This window comes from Kocuria marina (assembly GCF_000786655.1).
Taxonomy (GTDB): domain Bacteria; phylum Actinomycetota; class Actinomycetes; order Actinomycetales; family Micrococcaceae; genus Kocuria; species Kocuria marina_A.
Genome location: NZ_JROM01000030.1, coordinates 1 through 19,305 on the forward strand (window position 1 = coordinate 1; position 19,305 = coordinate 19,305).

A 19,305-nucleotide genomic window follows, 5' to 3' on the forward strand; every position below is an offset into this window, starting at 1 on the left:
CGGTAGTTGGCGCCGTTGTCGGTGACCACCCGGTGGACCCGCTCGATCCCGTGAGCGGCGAAGAACGCCCTCGCCCGGGCGAAGAACCCGATCGTGGTGGTGGCCTTCTCGTCGTCGAGGGCCTCGGTGTAGGCCAGGCGCGAGAACCCGTCGATGGCGGTGTGCAGGTAGGTGTAGCCGATCCTGGCCCCGGGACCGCGTTTGGCTGCCAGGGCCTTGGTCGTGCCGCGGCCGTGGGCACGCCACCCGCCGCCGTAGGGAATCCTGCCGACCTTCTTCACATCCAGGTGGACCATGTGCCCGGGCCAGTGCGCGGTGATCCGCCGCGGGACCCGGCGGGAGTCCTCTCCGTCCGGGGTGAGGTCGCGCAACCGGGAGATCCCCAGCCGGGCCAGCCACCGGCCCACGGTGCGCAGCGCGATGGTCACGGGGGCGTGGAAGGGCCCGGGGCCCTTCTCGTCCTGGGGGTCGTTGTCGTAGCCGCCGGCGCTCAGGTGGTGCCAGATGCGCCGGGCCGACCACTTCCGGCCCCGGCGCAGGGCGTCGATGCGCTCCACCACCTCCGGGGCCGTGCGGAACGGACTCCCGACAGGGGTGCAGGGCCGGTCGGCCAGGCCATCCTCGCCGTCTTCGAGGTAGCGGGCCACCCAGGTGGACACCGTCGGACGGCTGACGTGGAATTCGGCGGCGACGTGGGCCTTGGGGATCCCGTCCTCGAGGTGACGGGCCACCATGCGCAGCCGGCCGGTCGGGGTCAGGGGTGCATTACGGTGGGTCATGAACGGGCTCTCTCGTACGGACGGACGGTGTAGGAACTTCCATCCTGTGGCGAGGAGCCCGTTCCTCATCTCATCGACGCACCCGCGACAAGAACCTCATGACCCACAACAGCTAGTGGCCACAGACGCGCCTAAGAGGTACATGGGCACGTCAATCCCGGTGCTGCGCATGGATTCATCAACCCAGGCGTGCAGCGGCGCCGCCGAGTCAGTGTTCACGGTCCTCTTCGACGGCGGGGCGCACCGTTTTGGTGCGGTTGCCGTGTACTTGCGTGGAGGGGCCTTGCAGATCGATGCACAGCATGCCCTCTTCCACGAAGGGCTCGTAGCGTCGGCTGGTGGAGTGTCCGATCCGGTAGTGGCCCAGGAAGCTCACCGCGGCCACCTGGGCTTGCCGCGAGCTGGAGGAAACGCGAAGCCGATAGCTGCGGGGGGAAATCTCGGCTGCGCGAAAGGCTATGACCTGGCGATCGGGGTCGAAGAGGATCTCGATCACCTCAGGCGCGTCGATCAGGGCGTGTGCTGCGGAGTTGATCGAGATGAGGCCACTTTTTTGGATGGTCACACTGGGTGCACCCTTCATGGGCGTTCTGCGCTGGTCGAACACTTCGAATCCCACAGCATCCTCCTTAGACAACCGCCCCACTCAGCATTGGCTGTGCACTCTACACCGAGTTATCGGGTTCGAATATAACGAATCTCCCTGGGCGCTTCAAACAGTTGGAATATTTGATTTTTTTAGGGTGCTGAGCACCGTTGTGATCTACTCATCCAAGTGGCGCTGAAACATGACATAATATCCGTTATGTCATGAATAGGCCGGTAGGGTGGCCACCATGTCCGACACCGCCCATCTCACCGCCCATGACCCTGGTACCACGAACGCTGCGGTCCATGCGGGGCTGCTCGGTGCGTGGGTGGCGTCCTACCCTTCGCCGAACACCCGAGCCTCCTACACCCGGGACGCGCGACTGTTCTGTGAGTTCCTCGACGCCGGCGGCCTCGACCTGTTGGCCGCCACTCGCGCGCACCTCGATGTCTTCGCCCGGGCGCGCACGGCAGCTGGGGACGCGGACACCACCGTGGCCCGCCGGCTGGCCGCGGTCTCCGCGTTCTACACCTACGCGATCACCGTTAATGCGGTGACCAAGAACCCGGCCCAGTACGTGGCACGGCCGGCGGTGGATCAGGACCACACCACCACCGCAGCGCTGACGAGACGCGAAGCCATGCGTCTGCTCGACGCCGCGGCTGCCGACTCCCTCAGGTCCCACGCCCTGGTGGACCTGCTGCTCTCGACCGGGATGCGAATCTCTGAGGCGCTGACTGCCACGGAGGCAGGGTTGTTCCGGGACCGGTTGATCATCCGCCGCAAAGGCGGCAAAAAAGCCGTCGTTGCACTGCCCGAACACACCGCCACCGCGCTCTACGGGCTCGTTGGGATCATGGGCGCCGATCTGGCCACCGGGCGCGAGGCGGACCGGTTGATCTTCACCACTCGCACCGGGGCGCCCTGGGCCAGGACCAATGCCCACATCACACTCACCCGCCTGGCCACCCGCGCGGGGATTACCAAGCCGATGTCCTCGCACGTGCTGCGCCACACCCACGCGACCCTCGCCCTGGAGCTCGGGGTGCCCCTGCACCACCTCCAAGACTCCCTGGGCCATGCGGACCCGCGCACCACACGCCGCTACGACCACTCCCGCCGACGCCTAGCCAACTCCAGCGCTCACACCGTCGGACAACTCTTCGAGTGAAGTCAGTGGAATGAGAATGGTGCTGCAGGTCTGATATTTGCTGCGGGTGGGTGTGGGTGCCCCTGCATTTGGGACTGCTGCACGAATAGGTGACATCTGATCTGGCTTGCCTGAGGGGGTGGGCCTGGAAGGATGTTGCTGTGCCCAAGCCCTACCCGTCCGAGTTCCGTGACGACGTCGTGCGCGTCGCCCGAGGCCGCGAGGCCGGCGTGACCATCGAGCAGATCGCGAAAGACTTCGGTGTCCACCCGATGACACTCCGGAAGTGGCTGCGCCGTGCCGACATCGACGAAGGCGCCAAGCCCGGCCAGTCTCGGACCGAGGCTGCCGAGATCCGGGAGCTGAAGAAGCGCAACCGGCTGCTGGAGCAGGAGAACGAGGTGCTCCGCCGCGCGGCGGCGTATCTGTCGCAGGCGAACCTGCCGGGAAAAGGTTCTACCCGCTCGTAACGGAGCTCGCCGCCGCAGGGATCCCTGTGACGGTGACGTGTCGGGTGCTCAAGCTCTCCCGCCAGCCCTACTACCGGTGGCTGGCGACCCCCCATCACGCCGAGTGAGGTGGTGGAGGCGTATCGCGCGAACGCATTGTTCGACGCCCACCGTGACGATCCCGAGTTCGGACACCGGCTCCTCCCCGACGAAGCCCGCGACGCCGGCGAGGCGATGTCGGACCGGACCGCGTGGCGGATCGCCGCGAGCAACGGCTGGTGGAGCGCGTTGGGGAAGAAGCGGGGCCGCAACGGCCGCAAGCCCGGTCCGCCTGTGCACGACGACCTCTGCGCCGTGGTCGACGAGCACGGCAGGACGCGGCACGTGTTCGTGGCCGATGCTCCGAACGAGCTCTGGCTCGTGGACATCACGGAGCACAAGACCGCGGAAGGCAAGCTGTACTGCTGCGCGATCAAGGACGTATTCAGTGGCCGGATCGTCGGGTACTCGATCGACTCCCGGATGAAATCTCGTCTGGCTGTCCAGGCCCTCGAGAACGCCGTGCAGATGCGCGGCGACGTCGCCGGTTGCGTGGTCCATTCGGACCGAGGATCTCAATTTCGAAGCCGGAAGTTCCTGCGCGCACTGACCCGTCACCGCATGGTCGGATCCATGGGCAGAGTCGGCTCGAGCGGCGACAACGCGGCCATGGAATCTTTCTTCGCACTCCTGCAGAAGAACGTCCTCGACCGCCGTTCCTGGAGGACACGGGACCAGCTGCGTATCGCGATCCTGACCTGGATCGAGCGCACCTACCACCGCCGGCGCCGACAGGTCCGACTCGGGCGTTTGACGCCCATCGAGTTCGAGACCACCATGAACACGACCGTCGCACTGGCGGCGTGACTTTACCTGTCACCTAACCGTGCAGCAGTCCCCTCCGTCGCGAACTGGCGCAGCATGTTCTCGAAGCTCCGAAGGTTCGGGGCGGCCCGGGGGCCGATGTCCACGAACAGCAGCCACACCGGCTCGCCGAACCCGTCGACTCTCAGTGGCGCCGGCAACGAGTCCCCCTCGGCAAGCACCGTCGGATACAGGAGCCCGCCCGTCGAACCGGGCCATTGCTCGTGATGGGTGTAGGCCACGATCTGGTAGATGTCCGACCGTGCCACCTTAATGCGACGACGGTCGGCCACCAGCGTGAGCTCGTCGTCGGCCCCGTGGTCGCTTGGCAGAGCATCCTTGTACTTGGTGTCCAGCAGGAGCGTGGAACCGCCGTCGACCCGCAGCACGAGATCGGGATCAACCTTCGACGTCCGCAGACGCTTCCCGGTGGCGTCGCGCACTACGGCCCTGCCCATCGACGACGGAGCCAGGGAGAGTCCGTCTGCCGAGTCGATCAACCCCCGCAGGCCTTCCTGGAAGAGCGTGGGCATGTGCCACATGAACGAGGTCGTGCTGGTCGCCGCGCCGAGCTCCGTCCCCATGAGCTGGCCTTGCAGCAAGGCGGATGTCGCCGCGAGCACGCTGGCGTAGTGCCGCAGCGGGCCCCTACTCGACACAGCACGCAGGTCGCTGGGTGACACCTCGATGTCGCTCACCTGGGCGAACAGCGGCAGCGCGGCCTTGGCCTCGCGCATCACGGACCGGCGCGCAGCCGGCACCGGCAACGCGTGGCTGGCAGACAGCACGTAGCGCAACCCGGCCTTCAGCAGGCGGTTGTTGGCGGTGTCCTGCGTGCGCTCCTGGACCCGGCACGGGATGCGCGCCGCGTCGCCGACAGCGAGATGCTGGCCTACGTACCGGCCGATCAGGGGCCGGCCCTTCACCGTCCCGTCGAGCACCCGGTCGGCGCGGCGGTAGTCACGCCGCAGCCACCGCGACGCGAACCGACGGATCGAGCGCGCGTGCCAGGCTAGCAGGCAGGCCGAAGGGTCGCGCCGGAGCGCCTCCAGCTCGACCGCGTCGAAGGGGAGCACCCGCAGCGGATCGTGCCGCTGCTCGTACGCGTAGTCGGCCAGGAAGAAGACGTCGGCCGTGTCCAGCTTCGGCCGCACCCGCAGCGTGACGTCCCCTCCGGTCGTTGCCACCCTCGACACCCCGACCAGGTCGCCGGCCTGCACGGTCCAGCTGGCATCTCCGGGGGCCCTGCGCACGACGCACCCCGCAGCAGCCCAGAACTCCTCCGAAACGGATTCCACGACGTCGTCGCCCACGGATACGCTGCCCCGCTCTGCGACGTCGACGGTCCACATCACTCCTCCTGCGGCGCAGTCGTGGGAGCGTCGTTCTCGTCCGCCTCAGCCGAGGTGCCCCCGGACGACCACAGAGCCGGGTCTGCGAGATAGGACGCGAGATCACTAGCCTGCTCGCGCTGGGACGTCCCGTCGCGCATGCGGAGCCTCTGGCTGAGGGCGGCCACCCGGCCAACATCGGCCTCGCCCTCCATGGCGTACTCGTTCAGCAGTGGCAGGACCTCATAGACGAACCGTCCTGCCAACACCTGCGTGCTCGTAGCCGCGCCGTCGGGCTCGGCGAGGAAGTACGAGGGCCCGACCTGGAGACCGGCAGGGGCGTCGGCCAACGCTTCGCGGGTCTGCCTGTACAGGTGCAGCGCCGCCTTTCTGGCCGCGTTGTCGTCGTAACCCTCGAACCCGATGATCGGTGCCTCCGAGGTGGGGACGTCGAGGAAGACGAACCGTCGGCGCAGCGCGTAGTCGATCACCGCGATGCTCCGGTCGGCCGTGTTCATCGTGCCCAGGACCTTGAGGTTCCACGGGACCGTGAGCGAGGCCTCGCCATCGATCACGTAGGGCGTGACGACGGGTTGGTCGCGGTACTCCAGCGCATACAGCAGCTCGCCGAAGATGTTGGGGATGTCGCCACGGTTGATCTCATCGAGGACGAGCACCAGCTCGACGTCGTAGTCCCGGCGCGCCAGCTCGTGGCCTACCGCGCTGATCAAGCTCAGAATCCGGTGCTGGGCCACGAACGTGACGCCGTTGGTGTGGGGCTGCGCCACCAGGGCGCGGACGAAGTCGGTGTAGTCGTAGCCCGGGTGGAACTGCACAATGTCCCACACCGATGCCAGGCCGCGCTTCATGGCCTCGTCCGCGATGGCCGTCACGCTCCGCTGGTTCTCTGGCAGGGCATCGACGATCGTCCGCAATCGGCTCTCCTTGACGCGGCCACCAGTCGACCATTCCACGTATCGCCGTGCGACGTAGGTCTTGCCCGCGCCGGGCGCGCCCTGCAGCACGACCTGACCTCGCCGGCGCAGCTGCGACGCCAGCTCTTCCAGCTCCTCGGGCACTGCCTCGCGCCGCGTCTGGGCCGGAGCGACGGTCGACGTCGCCGTGCGGTTCTCGAAGGCGTCCCGGAACTCCGACGGCGATAGATTTAGCCAAGCGTTGGCCCCCATCGCGAGCGTCAGGTCCAGCTCCCTGCCCTCGGCTGCTTCGAAGCCGCGCTCTGCCATCCGCTCGGCGATGAGCCGCACCGCGCTCTGAACCGCGTGCACCGTCGGCAGCTGGCTCTCGACGCCGATGATTGCTTTCCCGTGCTTCTCCGGCACGAGAAGGCCGCAGCGCTCCAACAGGCTCAGGATGTTTGAGGTCGCCTTGGCGTCGTGCCAGCTCGACCCGTTGGACGCGTGCCGGTCGTCGAGAACCTGCACCAGTACCGACCCGTTGATCATTTCCGGCCGAAGGTGTCCCGCGCCGTCGGTGAGCACCTCGCGCGTGATCTCGTCCAACCGTGGGTCGGCGAGGTTCAGCGCAACCCACACGAGCAGGAGCGCGTCGTCACGACCCGTGCGGCATGCTCGCAGGAGCTCGCTGTCCACGGCGACGCGATCGTCATCAGCCTGTATACGGCCTGCGGCGAGCGGGGGGTCGTAGGAGACGAGGTCGTTCCACAGGGGCTCGGTGGGCGAGGCCTCGGCATGCAGCGCCGTGCTTACCCCGAGCGCCGTCGTGGTGCCGGGGACGACGGTCGCGAGCGCGCGCACGACAGCCGCGGGGTCGATGTACTTTGTGGGCGACACCTGGCCCAGGCTGCGAAACGGACTCATGAGACCATTCTGTCGGATCGTCGTTACGACTACGATCTCAGCATTTGCCTCGGGCCCGAGCTTATGTAAAGATCTACTTATTAAAAGTAGATCTATCCGAGGAGACCCGAGATGAACGCCCCCGAGCTGCGGCCTAATGACGCTGTTGCGCCGCTCCCCACCGTAGACGGTGGCTTCCAGACCATCCTTGCCGACCCGCCATGGCGGTTTCAGAACCGGACCGGCAAGGTCGCGCCCGAGCACCGCCGACTCGACCGGTACTCGACCATGGGCCTCGACGACATCTGCAACCTCCCCGTCCAGGACGTGGCGGCCAAGAACGCCCACCTGTACCTGTGGGTGCCCAACGCGCTGCTGCCCGACGGGATGCGGGTCATGGAGGAGTGGGGCTTCCGCTACGTCTCCAACATCGTCTGGGCCAAGCGCCGCAAGGATGGCGGGCCCGACGGTCGCGGGGTCGGCTTCTACTTCCGCAACGTCACCGAGCTGATCCTGTTCGGCGTGCGCGGCTCCATGCGCACCCTCGCGCCGGCGCGCAGCCAGGTCAATATGATCGAGACCCGCAAGCGTGAGCACTCGCGCAAACCCGACGAGCAGTACAAGCTCATCGAGGACTGCTCGCCCGGTCCCTACCTGGAAATGTTCGCCCGGCAGGCCATGCCTGGTTGGGCGGCCTGGGGCGACGAGTCGGGCACCGACGTCACCCCCCGGGGTCAGGTCCACAAGGGCTACGCCGGCGGACCGATCGAGGCGCCCTTCCTCGAACCCCACGACCGGCTCGACAAGGACCTCTCCGAGGTCATCGCGGCCGACCTGCGGCGACAGTACGAGACCGGCGCCAGCGTCCGTCAGCTGGTCGAGACCACCGGCTACTCCATCACGAGGGTGCGAGGACTGCTGGCCAAGGCCGAGACTCCCATGCGCGACCGAGGTCGCCCCGCCGCCCCCGTGATCGCGACGAATGACACCCTCGTGTAGCTCCTAGCTGCTCCGCAAGACCCCCGTCACCTTCACGGTGGCAGGGGTCTTGCGTTTGGGGACGACCCGTCGTCCCGGGATGAAGCCTGACGAGCTCCACGGCACCGCGACCGGGCTCAAAACCATCAGAAGATCATCATGGATGCATCCACCAACCACGGCGCCGCCCCCGGCTGTCTGGCTGCCGCCCCCCAAGGTCTTCACTACCGAGACCGGCCGCCGCCACGTGCTGATGACCGTCATGGTCGACCGCGACTACCGCAACGTCACCCCCGGGGAGCGCGACAGCGACGCCGTGCCCGTCGCGTCCTGGCTGGGCGCCGACCGCCCGGTGGGTGCCTACGAGCTCGTGGGCAAGGGCAACCTGGCACCCGTGTGCGCGTGCTCGACAAAGGAGAAAACACAGCCGGGCGCACACGGGGCATGGTGGGGCGCTGGCACTACGAAGACAGCAGGGCTACCTCGTTGCTAGATTCCTATTCTTTAACCTTCGACATGTAATGCACATCCGATTTCCCTGGAAAGGGTTCTATACATCTTTTATAGATAGTTCGCGGCTCCGTCTATATAAAGTGGCTCTCGACATACCCATATCCCGGGCCACCTGGGACACGGGCTGGCCGGCGTCGATCAGCCGTTGCGCGCTGCGGATCTGGGAGTTCGTGAACTTCTCACGCCGGCCCCCAAGATCCCCACCAGCAGCACGACGCTTAGTCACCGAGTCAGTGACCCGCTCCCGCTTGATCTCCAACTCCATCTGAGCCAACGCAGCCAACACCGTGAACACCATCGACCCCATTGGCGTCGATGTATCCACCTGGCCCCCACCCAGGTTGAGAACCCGCAACCCCACGCTCTTCTCACGCAGGGACTCCGCGAGCTCGAGCATGTTCTGGGTAGACCTCCCCAACCGATCCAAAGTCGTCACCACCAAGGTGTCCCCCTCCTGCAGAGCACCCACAGCCTGCTCAAAGCCCGGGCGCGATGCCCGGGCACCTGAAACCCCGTGATCGAGGTAGAGATCATCCCGACGCACTCCGGCTTTTAGCAGGTCTGTTACCTGCCGATCCGCGCCTTGGCTCCTTGTAGACACCCGCGCGTACCCAATCAGCTTCCCCATGTCCCGCCTCCGTCTCTTGCTTGTCTCGCAACCGACCATCAGCACCCCGGCCGGGGCGAGCGGTTGAAAGACAACGCTACGAGACAGCTCCCGTCCCGGATTCCCGGCGCCGGTGTCAGTTTCAGAACCCGACTGCACTGAATTCAGAAGTGGACTGCACTAACCCTCAGGAATAGCCCTGACACGCTCGGCAAGGGGGCCCTGCAACGGGGTGGGGCAGCGAACACTCCCAGGTCAATTGCAGGATTCGACCATGGGGAATGATCCTGGACGCCGAGTGGCCGTCCACGCCCGTCTCCTTCTAGAGAACAGGACTATTGAGCAAACGTGACCCTAGTGCACACGACTACTGCGCAACCAGAGTTCAGAAGCCCACTGCACTGCCCCCGGAATCCGGGGTTGTGAGTGCAGTCGGCTTCTGAAAATGACAGCAGCCTCGAACGTCAGTGGGAGTGTCTCGCAAACGATCGTTACCGGTCAGTTCGGGCGATGACATCCAGGAAGTCCCGTACATGAGGCGGCGGAGCCGTCCCCGCCCAGATGGCGGTGAGCGGGCGGGTGATCTGGAGATTGTTGATCCGAACTCGGACGAGTCGGCCGGCACGGGTGTCCTCGGACACTGCGAGGGAGCTCAGCGCGCCGGGGGCGATGCCGGCCATAATCGCGCTGCGAACGCCGAGCGTGGTCGTCAGCACGGCTGCGGGCTCGGCTGCGAGTGGAAAGCCCGCCACGGCGAGGGCGTTCTCGAGCGCTCGTCGGGTGCCGCTGCCGGTCTCGCGGAGCACCAACCCAGTGGCCGCCAGTTCACGAACGGACACCTGGCGGGTCTTCGCCCACCGGTGACCGTGCTGCACAACGACTTCGATGGTGTCGTAAGCAACAGTGACTGACCGGAGGCCGGCGGGAACGACAGGGGTCTCGATGAGCCCGAGGTCTGCGGTTCCCTCGCGTATGGCCTCGACGACCGTGCTGCTGTTGGCGGCTGTGAGCTGAACGACCGGGCCGTCATCGCCGTGAGAGATGCGCCACCGGGCGATCCATTCCGGTAGGAGGTGTTCTGCGATCGTGAGGCTCGCGGCGATGCGCATCATCTTCCCGCGATCCGTGCGGAGCGAATCGACAGCATCCGAGAACTCATCGGCCGCCGTCAGCAGCGTTGTTCCCCAGCCGACAATCAGCTCGCCCGCCGGAGTCAATCGCGAACCCCGTGCAGAACGCACCAGGAGTCGCACGCGCAAATCTTTTTCCAGTTTCCGGATGCGCAGAGACACCGCCTGCTGACTCACGCCCAACTGCGTGCTTGCCGCCGACATGCTGCTTTCCTTCACGACGAGCGCCAAGGCTCGCAGTGCCTCCAAGTCCGGCCCGTTGCGCATCTTCCGCCTCCCAAGCACAAGCATAACTTGTATGGCGGACGGTATCTGCCTCTACTCGCACGAGCGGTCCGAGGAAATGATGGATGCATGACCCATGCCCAGGACGTTGCGACCGCCCGACCGGAACACACGCTGCTTGCCCGAGTCCGCGCGCTGCTGCCCGGGCTTGTCCTCTGCCTCGCCGCGGCCGGAGCATCGTACGGGGTCAGCCTGCTGCTGCCGGGAGTCAGCCCGCTCATTATCGCGATCGTGCTTGGCGTACTCCTGGCCAACGTCGTCCGGCTGCCAGCGGCAGCCTCCGACGGCATAGACTTCTCCGCGAAAAAGCTCCTGCGCGCCGGCATCGTCTTCCTCGGACTCCAACTGGTACTGACAGACATCCTCGAACTCGGAGCCCCGATGCTGGTCGTCATCGTGTGCATTGTCGCCGGCGGACTGTTCGGCACCGTTCTCCTGGGGAAGCTGCTACGGGTTCCATCCGGGCTCTCGCTGCTAATCGCCTGCGGATTCTCCATCTGCGGCGCGGCAGCCGTGGCGGGCGCGGCAGGGGTCACCGATCCGGACGACGAGGCCGAGGAAGACACCATCACCGCGGTCGCCCTCGTGGTGATCTTCGGAACGCTGATGATTCCCCTCGTCCCACTGATCACGGACCTGCTTGGCCTGGGCTCCGAGACGGCCGGGATGTGGGCAGGGGGTTCCATCCATGAAATCGCGCAAGTCGTCGCCGCTGGAGGCATCATCGGTGGCGGAGCGCTCACGGTCGCGGTCATCGTCAAACTCGCCCGAGTGCTGCTGCTCGCCCCTGTCGTGGCCATCCTTAGCATCCGGCAGCGCCGTCTCAGCCGTACGGCAGGCGAACCCGGTCAACAGATGTCGCATTCGAAGCTGCCGCCCGTCGTCCCGCTGTTCATCATCGGGTTCATCGCGATGGTGTTCGTGCGTTCCTTCATCCCTCTGCCGGGCACCGTGCTGATGGCCGGTGGGCTGCTGCAGACAGGACTGCTGGCTGCAGCGATGTTCGGACTCGGCTGCGGCGTCAAGGTTCGGAACCTCGTCAAGGTGGGCCTCAAGCCCTTCGCCCTAGCCGCACTCTCCACCGTTCTCGTCGCAACGATCGCCTACTGCGGAGTCACCTTCGCAGGCTGAACATGGCCAGCACCAGGGCGTCATTATCACCCCTGGGATGGGAACACATCAACCTCACCGGTGACTACACCTGGCCCCGCGCCAACCACATCAAACCCGGCAAATACAGGCCGCTACGGCGCCAGGCAAAACCTTAGCGTCGGATAATTCACTTTTTCACAAGCCACCCCTTCGTCGCCGCGTGTTCGTTTTGCGTCCCATGAGTCTCCAGGACATTCGAGCTGTGGTGAGGGACTTCCTGATGTGTGGGTGGACGGTTGCAGACCTGCATCACGCGCTGGATTTCCAACCAGACGGCTCCCCCTGGCCACACAACGGTCTTCCAGCCGATGCTGAAGCGGGCAGGTTGCGCGGCCTGCTGCGGTACCGCCTTGCCGCATATCGAACCGCATCCGGGGAGCCACTGCGCTCCCGCGACCAACAGCTGGCCAACGCCGCCGCCGAGAACCGGGCGGCAGCCGTTAAGGCCGCGCGGGAGGCCAAGGAGGCTTGGCAGGCGCGGGCGGCGCGGATCGGTCGGGACTCCCCCGCCAAGGTCATTGCCCTCGCGGAAATTCGAGCCATGTTCCGCAAATAATACATGTAATACTTGCATTAGTTGCTTTACCTGCATTACAATAAAGACAAGCAAACAGGAGGGAGTCGTCGTGATAGTCACGGTCGGCAACAACAAGGGCGGCGTCGGCAAGACCGGCGTCCTGACCCAGCTCGCGGCGGCCCTTGTCCGCGCGGGCCACAACGTCCTCGTCGTTGACCTGGACCCCCAGGGCAACGCGAGCCGGCAACTTGGCTGGACCGACGACCATGAGTCGCCCGCGCCCACCATCGGTGATGCCTTGCGCGATGCGACCAAGGGGATCGCCGTCGATGCCCTGGTGAAAGCGGCGGACCTCTCCAGTGGTTTCGGGGCGGACCTGCTTCCCTCCCGGGTAGACCTGGAAAATCGCATCAACGAAGCAGCCAAGATCGGCGCAGCAATGCGCCTGAAAAAGGTGTTGGCCGGCTGGACCGATGACTACGACGTCGTACTCATCGACACTCCCCCCTCCCTGGGCCACCTGACGCAAATGGCCCTGGCCGCTTCCGATGTCGCGGTGGGGGTCACCCAACCTGAGTTCGACTCCATCGAGGCGGTGACGCGGTTCCGCTCGTTCGTGGAAGAGCACGCCGAAGATCTCGCCAACCCCGAACTGCGTTCGGCCGGAGTCATCGTCAACCTCTACAAAAAGATCAACGAACACTCGTACCAGCTTGAAGGTCTCCAGGACCTCGTTGGTCCCGGTGAAATCCTGGACCCGATCATCCCCGAACGTTCGGTCATCAAGGAAGCAGCAGCAGCAGCAGCGTCACTGGCCGAGTACAAGACCCCTGCAGGAAGACAGATGACCGGGCTGTTCGACCAGCTCGCCATATCGTTCACCGACAAGATCGGAGCAGCCAAATGAGCAAGCCGGAGAGAAAGCGCCCGGAGGCCACTTCCGTACGGCGGAAGCTGGAGGCAAAACCAGAGGAAATCCACACCGGCACCAAAGCTGCCGCCGACTCCCACGAGGCCACTCCCCCGGCGGCCAAGGCCGCCGAGAAGAAGCCAGTCACGTTCTCCGCAGACGTCCAGCTGATGAACCGTGCGCGAGCTGCTGTCCTGCTGTCGCAGTCCCACCCAAATGGCTACCGCTCGCTGGCAGCTTTTATCGTGGCAGCCATGGAGGATAAGCTGAGCGTAGTGGCCGACGAGTTCAACGATGGCGATCCCATCGAGCCCCTGACCGGGACTTTCCGTTCAGGCCGGCCATTCCATAGCTGAATACAAGACTTGCCCCAGGGCAAAAAGTGTTTCGTAGGTGAAACAAATCGCGACCCCCGGCTTCGTCCCCGAGGGTCGCACTTTTTAAGTACCGGTCATGTCCCTGTGCCCAAGCTGGGCGGGCGAATCCGCCATCTCCCGGAATTGGGCTCGTGGACCAGCTCCCAGGACACCAGATCTGAGGAACGGCGTCCGCCCAGGCGAACCTGGACCAGCCAGACCTCTACCTCGACCCGCACTCCCCCACCGCGGGGCATACGCAGCTCATCCCGCCACCACGGGATCCGCTCGAACCAATGCACGCGAGTGGCACCCACGTGCCAGGTACGACCCGACCGGACGATCCGGTGGGGCTGGCCACTAGTCGTAAAGTCCACTTCCACATACGCAGAATCTGACACCAAGCGATTCTAGGCGCTTCAATGAATACCTGCATTTATTGCTATACACGCAAAAAACGTATTGCAGATGTCGACCACCCCGGGACGGCCGGCCAGGACGCTTGGCTGTGGACGGCCCGACATTTCGGCCGGTGTCCGTCCGCCCACAGCGCAGCACTTCACCCACCGCCCCACACACCGACCCGACCCACCCGCTGCGCACGTGGACGGCTCCCTGTACGGCCCCGTGGATGACCCGGCCAGAAGTACCAGCGATGCCGGTAATGCTGTTAATGCCAGTAATACATGTATTGCTGGCATTACTTGTCTCGCACCGGCCGGGGAGCGAGGTCGGCTCGTGTTCCAGGGAGGCCGCCCACTCGCAGGCTCCCGGACGGCTATCGGCCGGCCGCTGGCGCGTCCGACTGTGTGGCCTTCGGCCATGTTTATTTGCTGCTGTCCTGCGGAGTGTAAGGCCCGGGACCAAGCCCACAAGCCCCTCCGCAGGCTCCGGGGCCGGCACCAGGAAAACTTTCCGGCCGCGCTCCTACGTCGCTTATTCCGGCCACAAACTTCCCCCGGCACCGCCCTAAAGGGTTGCTGGGCGTGGTCCCGGACCCGCGAGATGAATCTCGCCAGCAGCAAAAAAACAACGGGGGAGGACGAACCGGATGGCTGGCTACCCGGACCCCCACACCTACGAAGGAGAAACCACCATGGCCGACCTGACGATCACCCACACCCCCGCCGAGGGAACCCTCATCGACGGCACCAGCAAGGACATGGACGGGATCGACGTCCTCAAGCACTTCGGCTGGCGCTGGAGCCGAAACCTTGGTTCCTGGTTCATCCCCCAATCCCGCGACCGCCTCCCCAAGACATGGAAGATCAACGGCACCGCCGAGGAGCTGCGGAAAATCGGTCATAGCGTGGCCGTCGAGCTGGACGAAACACTACGGCCCGCCGCCGACGTCGAATCCACCCGACAGGAACGGGCAGAAGCACGGGCCGACGCACTCGCAGCGAAGGCAACCCGGAAGGAAGAAGCCGCCGAGGCTGCCAACCGGCGCGCACGCTCCACGATGGACGCCCTGCCCGAGGGAGGGGAGCCGATCAAAATCGGGCACCACTCCGAAGGACGCCACCGCCGCGCCATCGAGAAAGCACACAACGCCATGGGCGCCAGCGTCGCCGCCGACCGGGAAGCCCAGGAAGTGGCCAACCGGGCCGCCACGGCCGCCCGGACGGCACAGACCCGCCATGCACCGCTGGCCGTGGCCTCCAAGCTTGACCGGATCAAGGACGAGCTGCGCGGACTGGATCGCAAGATCAACGGCAGCTCACACAACTTCGGCGGCGGCTACATCGAAACCACGAAACCAGCAACGGGCGCATATCTCGCCCGCTTGCAGACACTGCGTGATGCGGCAGCAGACCAGCTGGCCTACTGGCAGGGCATCAGGGACGAACAACTCGCCGCCGGGGAAGCCATCGACTACAGCCCCGAAACCGTGGCCAAGGGCGGATATGTCCGCGTCGGCCACTGGTGGAACGAAGTGGCAAGGGTCAACAAGAAAACGGTATCCCTCATCGTCGAACGCTACCCCTCGGGCAAGGTCCACACACTGACCTACCCCTACGCAAAGATCAGCGACAGCACGTGATGCCCCTCTGAGCCCGTCGGCCGGAGAGCTGCCGATGGCCGGCAAAGCGATCCTTGAGGAAGCGTCCGTTGGCGCGGTGCCAGACGCGGTCCCAGGTCCGCGGCCCCCGGTCTCGCCAGGCCAGCAGGAGCGGGACCTCGGTTCACCGGGTTCACCGGGCGTTCAACCCGTTGGCGTCCGGGATTCAGGTTCCCCTGCCACGGTGTAGCCGACCCCGCAACGCTCTTGGAAGGTTCGCCATGAACTCCGATACCCGGATATTCCTGCCCATGCTCGGCCACACGCGCGGCAAGCGCAGCCCCGTGACCTGTGCCCTCAAATGTGACAACGCCTGTTCCAAGGCCGTCTGCAACACCTCCTCCAATGGCTACTTCCGCGACATCGCCTCCGCACGGTTCTCCCGGCGGGCGGCCTTGGGCATTGGTGCCGGCGGGGTGCTCAGCGCCGCCGTCCTGGCTGCCGGCGGCGCAGCGCCGGCAGTGGCGGCCGCCCCTCAGGCCCGCATGTCCCGTCCGGGGCAGCTCGCGTTTGATGCCATCAGGCCGGTCGACTAGGACGCCGATGTTTTCGATGTGCCGGAGGGATTCGAATGGGCGCCCCTCCTCCGGTGGGGCGATCCGCTGTTTCGGAATTCACCGGAGTTCGACTTCGGCCACCAGACGCCGCAGGCGCAGGCGCTGCAGTTCGGCTACAACAATGACTACACCGACATCATCCGGTCCCGGAACGGCAAGAAGGCGGTCCTTGTATGCAACCACGAGTACGTCAATCCGCAGATCATGTTCCCGGCCGCTCCGGCGAATGCCGCCGAGGAGCGCCAGCGACGGAACATCTTCCGCAATGCGATCGGATTGAGCGTGGTCGAACTCAAGCGGGAGGAACGCGGCCGGCCTTGGGATTATGTCCGCGGAGCACGCAAGAACCGCAGGATCACCTTGGATACCGAATTCGAGTTGACCGGCCCGGCCGCCGGCTCCGACCTGCTCAAGACCAGACGTGACCGTCGCGGGCGCTATGTGGAGGGAACGCTGGGAAACTGTTCCGGCGGCACCACGCCATGGGGGACCATCCTCTCCGGGGAGGAGAACTTCAACGGCTATTTCCGCGCCACTGGCACCTCACCGGAGGAGCGGCGGTACGGGCTGGAGGACAAGGCCACCGGCATGGGCTGGGAGCACGAGGACCCCCGCTTCGACGCCCGCGCCACGGGCTTCGCCAACGAACCACATCGTTTCGGCTACATCGTGGAGATCGACCCGGAGGATCCACGCTCCACACCGGTCAAGCACACCAGCTTGGGCCGCTTCAAGCACGAGGGGGCCAACGTCATCGTCGCCGACGATGGGCACGTCGTGGCCTACATGGGAGACGACGAACGGTTCGACTACCTGTACAAATTCGTCTCCAAAGACATCTACCGCAAAAACGACCGCCGCCACAACATGACCTTGCTGAACGAGGGCGACCTGTATGTGGCACGGTTCTCCGGTACGTCGGACGGGGAGATCGACGGGTCCGGCCGGGTCCCCGCGGACGGCACCTTCGACGGATCGGGCCGCTGGATCCCCCTGGTGCAAGGCGGCAGGAGCACGGTCGAGGGCATGGCCGTCGACCAGGTGCTCGTTTTCACCCGCCTGGCCGCCGACCGGGTGGGTGCCACCAAGATGGACCGCTGCGAAGACGTCGAGCCCAGCCCGGGCAGCGGGAAGATCTACGTGGCCTGCACCAACAACTCCCAGCGTGGCGTCGACGGCCAGGCAACGGCGGACGAGGCCAATCCACGCACCGAGAACCGCGACGGACACATCGTGGAGATCACCGAGCACCGCGGCGACCACACCTCCACGCGATTCACCTGGGACCTGCTCATGCTCTGCGGCGACCCGTCCCAGGGAGACGCCACCTATTTCGGCGGCTTCCCCGTGGACCAGGTCTCACCGATTTCCTGCCCGGACAACCTGGCGTTCGACACCGACGGCAACCTCTGGATCTCCACCGATGGAGCCCCGGATGGCATCGGCTACAACGACGGCCTGTTCAAGGTCGCCGTCGAGGGCCGCAATCGCGGCCAGGTGGCACAGTTCCTTTCGGTTCCCCGGGATGCCGAGACCTGCGGGCCGGTCATCCACGACGACGAAGCGATGGTCTTCGTGGCCGTCCAGCACCCCGGTGAGGAGGGTTCCTACACGGATATCCGCTCCGCGTTCCCCGACTACGTTCCCTCCGAGGCCCGCCCGGGCGACGGCGAAGTGCGCGGGCCCCGGCCCTCGATCGTCCAGGTCTACCGAACGTAAATGCGCGCCGACGTGGCCGTGAAGCACCATGCACATAGGCTGGGGCCATGTCTCTCGAATTCAGGACCTCCGAGGAATCGCCAGATGTCACCCGGGTCGTGGCCACCCACCTCCCCACGCGGCATGGGGACTTCGCCCTGCTGGGCTACCGGGATGGCCGCGGCACGGATCATGTGGCCCTCACCTTGGGCGACGTGGCGGCAGACGACGGCGAGCTCCCATTGGTGAGATTGCATTCCGAATGCCTCACCGGCGACGCCCTGGGATCCTACCGGTGCGATTGCGGCGAGCAGCTGGACGCAGCCCTGCAGGCCATCGGCGCTGCGGGGCGCGGGGTGCTCATCTACATTCGCGGCCATGAGGGACGCGGCATCGGGCTCCTGGACAAGCTGAGGGCCTACGCCCTCCAGGACTCCGGCATCGACACCGTGGACGCGAACACGCATTTGGGTTTGCCGGCCGACGCCCGCGATTACGATCAGAGCGCGCAGATACTGCGTGAACTGGGGGTCGGGAAGATCTGGTTGCTCTCCTCGAACCCCGCGAAACAGGAAGCCCTGGAAGCATTGGGCATCCACGTCGAGGCACGGGTGCGGTTGAACGTTGCCGACCGGCCGGAGAACTCGCGGTATCTCTCGACGAAGCGGGCCCGGATGCGCCATGACCTGCCGCCCGAACGCAACGCGTGGGACCTGCTGGCCGGCGCTCGGGTGCCAACAGGTCCCCTGACCCCGCAGGAAGAGGCCCTCGTGCTGCGCTACGGTCCGCTGGTCGAAGCCGGACCCCGCCTCGTGATCGGGCAGCTGGGTCAAAGCCTTGACGGATTCATCGCCTCGCGCACCGGCGATGCCTGCTTCGTCACCGGGGAAGCGGACCGGGAGCACTTGCACCGGTTGCGGGCCCTGGTTGATGCAGTGCTGGTCGGCGCCCAGACCGTGGCGGCAGATGACTGCCAGCTCACGGTCCGTGCGGTCAACGGCGCTGACCCCGCGCGCGTCGTCGTCGATCCACATGCGCGCATCCCGCTGACGGCCAAGGTCCTCACCGACCCACGGAGCCGGACATTGTGGCTGGTCGGCTCCGACGCGTCGGTGCCCGCATCGCTGGCCCCCCATGTGAGCGTGCACCGGCTGGAGACCTCGACGGGCTTCGAACCGGCCGCCATCCTCCAATACCTGGCTGATCAAGGTTTGGGCCGCGTGCTCATCGAAGGCGGCGGCCTGACCGTGTCCGGGTTCCTGCATGCCGGCGTCCTGGACCGCCTCTACCTGACCAGCGCACCGCTATTGGTGGGAGACGGGGTCCCCGGGATTCGTTTCGACGGGGCCGACGCTCTTTCCGGAGCCCTCTCCGCCCCCGTGCGCCGCTTCGTCCTGGGCGATGACGTGTGCACCGAGTTCGATTTCTCCGCCGCCAAGCCGGCGTCGCCGGCTGCCCTGCACCGTGCGGACCAGGAGAACCAGCCCACCGGGCAGGACTGACACCAGCGCCAGGATTCCGT

15 protein-coding genes and 2 pseudogenes are annotated in these 19,305 nt (G+C 65.8%); 11 read left to right on the top strand and 6 right to left on the bottom strand.

All coding sequences use genetic code 11. From position 1 onward, the window contains the following. Both AS25_RS08350 and AS25_RS08355 read right to left on the bottom strand, forming a co-directional pair. Window positions 1-779, bottom strand: a 779-nt coding sequence (locus AS25_RS08350; RefSeq protein WP_035964257.1) for a helix-turn-helix domain-containing protein, incomplete at its 3' end; no start/stop codon positions are given. A gap of 208 nt (window positions 780-987) precedes the next feature. Further along, entirely contained in the window at window positions 988-1,398 is a 411-nt protein-coding gene (locus AS25_RS08355) for a hypothetical protein (protein ID WP_035964259.1), read from the bottom strand. A 217-nt stretch (window positions 1,399-1,615) separates the two neighbouring features. On the opposite strand from AS25_RS08355, the gene AS25_RS08360 reads away from it, so the two are divergent. Continuing rightward, entirely contained in the window at window positions 1,616-2,539 is a 924-nt protein-coding gene (locus AS25_RS08360) for a tyrosine-type recombinase/integrase (protein ID WP_156960933.1), read from the top strand. A gap of 140 nt (window positions 2,540-2,679) precedes the next feature. After that, a pseudogene (locus tag AS25_RS08370) lies at window positions 2,680-3,873 on the top strand (IS3 family transposase). Between the two features lie 2 nt (window positions 3,874-3,875). On the opposite strand, the gene AS25_RS08375 reads toward AS25_RS08370, so the two are convergent. Further along, window positions 3,876-5,222, bottom strand: coding sequence for a 5-methylcytosine restriction system specificity protein McrC (locus tag AS25_RS08375; protein WP_035964262.1), 1,347 nt, complete (start codon window positions 5,220-5,222; stop codon window positions 3,876-3,878). Continuing rightward, window positions 5,222-7,039: an McrB family protein gene (locus AS25_RS08380; protein ID WP_035964263.1), complete on the bottom strand. Its 1,818-nt coding sequence runs from the start codon at window positions 7,037-7,039 to the stop codon at window positions 5,222-5,224. The genes AS25_RS08375 and AS25_RS08380 overlap by 1 nt, the downstream gene beginning before the upstream one ends. A gap of 111 nt (window positions 7,040-7,150) precedes the next feature. On the opposite strand from AS25_RS08380, the gene AS25_RS08385 reads away from it, so the two are divergent. Then, complete coding sequence (locus tag AS25_RS08385) at window positions 7,151-8,017, top strand: MT-A70 family methyltransferase (RefSeq protein ID WP_035964264.1); 867 nt, start codon at window positions 7,151-7,153, stop codon at window positions 8,015-8,017. A 232-nt stretch (window positions 8,018-8,249) separates the two neighbouring features. After that, on the top strand, window positions 8,250-8,489 hold the full coding sequence (locus AS25_RS14625) for a hypothetical protein (RefSeq protein WP_156960934.1): 240 nt from the start codon (window positions 8,250-8,252) through the stop codon (window positions 8,487-8,489). A 57-nt stretch (window positions 8,490-8,546) separates the two neighbouring features. Here AS25_RS14625 and AS25_RS08390 read toward each other — a convergent pair whose 3' ends face one another. Both AS25_RS08390 and AS25_RS08395 read right to left on the bottom strand, forming a co-directional pair. Then, the gene (locus AS25_RS08390; protein ID WP_035964265.1) at window positions 8,547-9,137 is read right to left on the bottom strand and encodes a recombinase family protein; all 591 of its coding nucleotides are present in this window, start codon (window positions 9,135-9,137) and stop codon (window positions 8,547-8,549) included. A gap of 470 nt (window positions 9,138-9,607) precedes the next feature. Beyond that, window positions 9,608-10,537 carry a LysR family transcriptional regulator gene (locus AS25_RS08395; RefSeq protein WP_264398876.1) on the bottom strand — a complete coding sequence of 310 codons (930 nt, stop codon included), beginning with the start codon at window positions 10,535-10,537 and terminating at the stop codon, window positions 9,608-9,610. Window positions 10,538-10,600: 63 nt separating this feature from the next. Here AS25_RS08395 and AS25_RS08400 point away from each other — a divergent pair, with 63 nt between their 5' ends. From AS25_RS08400 to ribA, 7 genes and pseudogenes are all read left to right on the top strand, one after another. Further along, window positions 10,601-11,662, top strand: coding sequence for a YeiH family protein (locus AS25_RS08400; protein ID WP_029212122.1), 1,062 nt, complete (start codon window positions 10,601-10,603; stop codon window positions 11,660-11,662). A 346-nt stretch (window positions 11,663-12,008) separates the two neighbouring features. Beyond that, a complete protein-coding gene (locus AS25_RS14915; RefSeq protein ID WP_172644429.1) occupies window positions 12,009-12,239 on the top strand; it encodes a hypothetical protein in 231 nt (76 codons plus the stop codon). A 70-nt stretch (window positions 12,240-12,309) separates the two neighbouring features. Beyond that, window positions 12,310-13,107, top strand: a complete 798-nt coding sequence (locus AS25_RS08410) for a ParA family protein (RefSeq protein WP_035964270.1) — start codon at window positions 12,310-12,312, stop codon at window positions 13,105-13,107. Further along, window positions 13,104-13,466 (top strand): hypothetical protein, encoded by a 363-nt coding sequence (locus AS25_RS08415; protein WP_035964271.1) that lies wholly within the window; start codon window positions 13,104-13,106, stop codon window positions 13,464-13,466. Before AS25_RS08410 ends, AS25_RS08415 begins: the two co-directional genes overlap by 4 nt. Window positions 13,467-14,562: 1,096 nt before the next feature. Continuing rightward, window positions 14,563-15,510: a DUF3560 domain-containing protein gene (locus AS25_RS08420; protein ID WP_172644430.1), complete on the top strand. Its 948-nt coding sequence runs from the start codon at window positions 14,563-14,565 to the stop codon at window positions 15,508-15,510. A 239-nt stretch (window positions 15,511-15,749) separates the two neighbouring features. Further along, window positions 15,750-17,804: pseudogene (locus AS25_RS08425) on the top strand (PhoX family protein). A gap of 47 nt (window positions 17,805-17,851) precedes the next feature. Next, window positions 17,852-19,285: a GTP cyclohydrolase II gene (gene ribA / locus AS25_RS15280; RefSeq protein ID WP_035964272.1), complete on the top strand. Its 1,434-nt coding sequence runs from the start codon at window positions 17,852-17,854 to the stop codon at window positions 19,283-19,285. Window positions 19,286-19,305: the final 20 nt, after the last annotated feature.

Excerpts from the sequence above, each read along its gene's own strand:
- AS25_RS08360 (WP_156960933.1), top strand. The coding sequence starts at position 1,616 with ATGTCCGACACCGCCCATCTCACCGCCCATGACCCTGGTACCACGAAC.
- AS25_RS08375 (WP_035964262.1), bottom strand. The coding sequence starts at position 5,222 with ATGTGGACCGTCGACGTCGCAGAGCGGGGCAGCGTATCCGTGGGCGAC.
- AS25_RS08380 (WP_035964263.1), bottom strand. The coding sequence starts at position 7,039 with ATGAGTCCGTTTCGCAGCCTGGGCCAGGTGTCGCCCACAAAGTACATC.
- AS25_RS08385 (WP_035964264.1), top strand. The coding sequence starts at position 7,151 with ATGAACGCCCCCGAGCTGCGGCCTAATGACGCTGTTGCGCCGCTCCCC.
- AS25_RS14625 (WP_156960934.1), top strand. The coding sequence starts at position 8,250 with ATGACCGTCATGGTCGACCGCGACTACCGCAACGTCACCCCCGGGGAG.
- AS25_RS08390 (WP_035964265.1), bottom strand. The coding sequence starts at position 9,137 with ATGGGGAAGCTGATTGGGTACGCGCGGGTGTCTACAAGGAGCCAAGGC.
- AS25_RS08395 (WP_264398876.1), bottom strand. The coding sequence starts at position 10,537 with ATGCTTGTGCTTGGGAGGCGGAAGATGCGCAACGGGCCGGACTTGGAG.
- AS25_RS08400 (WP_029212122.1), top strand. The coding sequence starts at position 10,601 with ATGACCCATGCCCAGGACGTTGCGACCGCCCGACCGGAACACACGCTG.
- AS25_RS08415 (WP_035964271.1), top strand. The coding sequence starts at position 13,104 with ATGAGCAAGCCGGAGAGAAAGCGCCCGGAGGCCACTTCCGTACGGCGG.
- AS25_RS08420 (WP_172644430.1), top strand. The coding sequence starts at position 14,563 with ATGGCCGACCTGACGATCACCCACACCCCCGCCGAGGGAACCCTCATC.
- ribA (WP_035964272.1), top strand. The coding sequence starts at position 17,852 with ATGTCTCTCGAATTCAGGACCTCCGAGGAATCGCCAGATGTCACCCGG.